Source organism: Arcicella sp. GW458-12-2-14-TSB2, from assembly GCF_059423785.1.
In genome coordinates this window covers 1-3431 of record NZ_JBWKYN010000300.1, presented here as the reverse complement: position 1 = coordinate 3431, position 3431 = coordinate 1, and the positions used below count along the sequence as shown (strand labels likewise).

Below are 3431 nucleotides of genomic sequence, written 5' to 3'. Positions count from 1 at the left end.
GGACTTAAGTCCCTCGCTAGAAATAAATATATATAAGCTATTGATAGTCAAATTGGAAGGCTTTAAAATAAAGTAAAATTAGCTATTACTGAGCAATTAAATCTTTAATCTCCAAACCCATTTTCCTAATCCGTTCAATTGAAAGAACAGCATTATTTCTTTTATCTGCCGTTATTGTTATTTCACCCTCAGAGGTTTCTAACTGAAAAGTAGTTTTGTCTTTTAACACAATCTCTTCTTCAAAATTTTGACTAATATTAAAAGCACCCTCTGAAGCAAGGTAGTTATTTAAATAACTGGTTATTCTTGGCATTTTCGTTGGGTTGAAACTTGCACCAAAAGAATAAGTCTTTTTTGTTTCTTTTACATAGATTTCGGTTTTGCCATCACTTTTTTTAGTCAGTAAATACAGCAACCCAATGCCTAACGAAAACAGCGTAATCGTTAGGATGATATTATTTTTTGTCATCTTTTTAAAGGTTAATATGATAAAGAGGATAGCATTGTCAATGCCTATTTTTAGAACTGATAAATTTCTACCTTTATTTCTAGTGAGGGACTTAAGTCCCTCGCTAGGGATGAAAACTTTAAAACCTGTGGGTTTTGCGTATTAAAATATTGATTGTCAGTATTTTAATCAAAACTCACAACTCCTACCTCGACAGATACTTGCTCAAGAAAAAATAACCTAAAAAGCCAATGGCCAAACTAAAGGCGATGATTGCTGCCGCAAAAATGCCACTCAATTGAGTGAAGCCAATGATGACAAGTGCGATAGCAATACCCGTAAGTACACTAAACCATTTTAAGGTGCTATTTTTGTCGTCTACCTTAGTGGGTAATAACTGGGCTACTATGCCTTCGGAAGTTCCAGTTTCGACAATCTTTTTTTTCAGACGTTCGTCCAGAAACAGTTTGATGATATTCAAAATAAAACTAGTGACGAGATAGCATAATAACAAGATGACCACACTACGAAACATTTCCTCAAAAGTAGTCTTGTTGGTTAGTGGGTCAAATTCACTTTGAGCATTGGTTGACAGCGCAGAGGCAATCAATAAGGCCGATATTAATATTTTTTTCATGTCTTTTTATTGTTTATACCACATTAGACCGACCAGCCAGATTAAAGTTGCAATGTTTTTTGAAATAATAAAGCTTGCATTCTTTTTTGATGTTCTTTCAGCATCTCCATGCACTGAAACGCCAAAATCACGATTACACCTGTACCAGCAATGGACAACATAATGCTTGGCATTACCTTCATAACACTTTCTAGGGCTGTCCATAAAAGGCAAATACTCGCCACTATGATAGCGACTGATAAGAAAGAGATAAGCAAAGTAGCCCACGGAAAAGCTTTTTTGGGTACCGCTACAGGCAATTGTGCTAATACCAAGGCTGACAAATCGAAGTCAAAAGTAGGGTGGGGAACATCGCCGATACCCTTAAATAAAAGTTCGTAATTGGTAGCTTTAGTACGGCAACTAGCACAGCCTTGGATATGCGCTATCTGTGCTTTACTGATGGCTTGTGGTTCAGCTACATAAAGCTGAATCTCGTTTTCGGTGAGATGTGCTGTTATCATAACTCGTTCCTTTTATATTTTGATAAAATACTTTCCTTTAATGTTTTCCTAGCCCTGAAGATATAATTTTTTACAGTACCTTCAGGCAATGATGTAATGTCCGCAATTTCGATATAACTCAATTCTTCTTGATGATACAAGGATATTAATGTTTTGTAAAGCGGTGGGAGAAGGTCAATCTCAGCGTTTAAAATATTGGCTAGTTCTTTCCCCAACAATACTTCTTCGACATCATTATGTGATTCACTTGTTAGTTGATTTTCAAGAGTATCATCTTCTTGCCCAAAATTTTCTAGTAAGACCAGCTTCTTTTTTTCAATGTACTGTAGGCAGGTATTATAAGTAATCTGACCAATCCACGTAGATAGTTTGGATTTGAATTGGAAGTCAGACAGGTTTTTAAAGACTTTTAGGTAAACATCCTGTGCAATATCCTTACGGTCGCCCGGATTGTTAATCATCTTAAAAGTCATCTGCGACACCAGTCTTTCCGTCTGTCGGATAATCAAGCCAAACGCATGGCGGTCACCGTTTAGTACGGCAGATACCAAGCGGTGATCATCTAGATTATTTTTGTTTGCATGACTCATTATTGATTAGACCGCCCAGTGCATTTAAAGTTGCAACAATTTTAATCAAAATGATAAATATTTGAATAACGCAGTCGCTCGTATCTTACGAGTGACGACTATTATCAGCCCTCTGGGCTAGGTTGGCAATAACTCAATTATTATCGATATTTAAAAGCCTATCTCTGTTTCGTGTAATATAATATTACGTTAAGTATGCATAGTGTTAGCGTTTTATAAAATTTTTGCTTGCATATTCTACATATATGTAGTAATTTTTATCGTAAATCTTGCGTTGTGATAGATAGTTAACGTTATTAGATATTATTATACATGATACACTTAGATTCTTTAAAATTGAGCTTATATTATGATTAGTAAACAAGATTTGATTAACCTTTATACAGAGCGAATTGAGGATGCACAAGTACTGTATGATGGTGGCAGATTTAATGGTTCTTATTATTTATGTGGTTATGCAGTAGAAATTGCATTGAAACATAGTATATGTAATGTCTTGAATTGGTCTGGTTTCCCTAATACGGGAAAAGAATTTGAGTCTAAGAAAAGCTTAAAAACCCATTCACTGGATGATTTGCTAGCGTTTACTGGAAAGGAAATCTTAATTAAAAGTAGTCACATGGCAGATTGGTCTACTGTTAATAACTGGAATCCAGAAAGTCGTTATAACAACACTATTATTGATGCTAAAATAGCACAAGGGATGATTGATAGTACAAAAAGATTAATACAAATGTTATGAAGAATCTTATTGAAAAGTTTTCAAAAATTGAACAGGAAATCTCTAAAGAAAAAGGAGACTTTGAATTCTTTGCTTTATTCCTAAGAGAGGATGCAATAGATAAATGGGATATAGTGGTAGCGGCTGATTGGATTAAGAACAACAAGTGGGAAGTTATGCAATATGTGGCAGGATACGTACAGAGAAGTTTAGATGTAACAGAGATAGTGAATATTTCGAAAATTGTAATTATTGATGAAGATAATCCTGAACTTCCTATGATTCAGAACACATTTCATATTGAGCATGGTGCTATAGAAATAAAAGATTATACGTTTTTTGGATTATCTATCAAGCAAGCTTTTATCATAACCTCTGCAAGTCAAAAACAATTAGCGTAATATTATTAGAGCTCATGCAGTCGCTCGTATCTTACGAGTGACGACTATTATCAGCCCTCTGGGCTAGGAGACGTATTATGTTAATTTCTATTAGGGTGTGACTTAAGTCACACCCTAATAGAAATTAACAT

6 protein-coding genes are annotated in these 3431 nt (G+C 34.8%); 2 read left to right on the top strand and 4 right to left on the bottom strand.

The features are described from left to right. Positions 1-85: 85 nt before the first annotated feature. The 4 genes from AC07XN_RS23855 to AC07XN_RS23840 form a co-directional block, all read right to left on the bottom strand. Entirely contained in the window at positions 86-469 is a 384-nt protein-coding gene (locus tag AC07XN_RS23855; RefSeq protein WP_494744867.1) for a hypothetical protein, read from the bottom strand. Between the two features lie 184 nt (positions 470-653). Next, a complete protein-coding gene (locus AC07XN_RS23850; RefSeq protein WP_494744866.1) occupies positions 654-1085 on the bottom strand; it encodes a hypothetical protein in 432 nt (143 codons plus the stop codon). A gap of 41 nt (positions 1086-1126) precedes the next feature. Then, positions 1127-1588 carry a hypothetical protein gene (locus AC07XN_RS23845; protein WP_494744865.1) on the bottom strand — a complete coding sequence of 154 codons (462 nt, stop codon included), beginning with the start codon at positions 1586-1588 and terminating at the stop codon, positions 1127-1129. Further along, entirely contained in the window at positions 1585-2178 is a 594-nt protein-coding gene (locus AC07XN_RS23840; protein WP_494744864.1) for an RNA polymerase sigma factor, read from the bottom strand. The genes AC07XN_RS23845 and AC07XN_RS23840 overlap by 4 nt, the downstream gene beginning before the upstream one ends. Positions 2179-2527: 349 nt before the next feature. Between AC07XN_RS23840 and AC07XN_RS23835 the strand changes: the two genes are divergently transcribed. Together AC07XN_RS23835 and AC07XN_RS23830 are read left to right on the top strand one after the other, a co-directional pair. Then, positions 2528-2920 carry a HEPN domain-containing protein gene (locus AC07XN_RS23835; protein WP_494744863.1) on the top strand — a complete coding sequence of 131 codons (393 nt, stop codon included), beginning with the start codon at positions 2528-2530 and terminating at the stop codon, positions 2918-2920. Further along, entirely contained in the window at positions 2917-3300 is a 384-nt protein-coding gene (locus tag AC07XN_RS23830) for a hypothetical protein (protein ID WP_494744862.1), read from the top strand. The genes AC07XN_RS23835 and AC07XN_RS23830 overlap by 4 nt, the downstream gene beginning before the upstream one ends. The last annotated feature ends 131 nt before the right edge of the window (positions 3301-3431 follow it).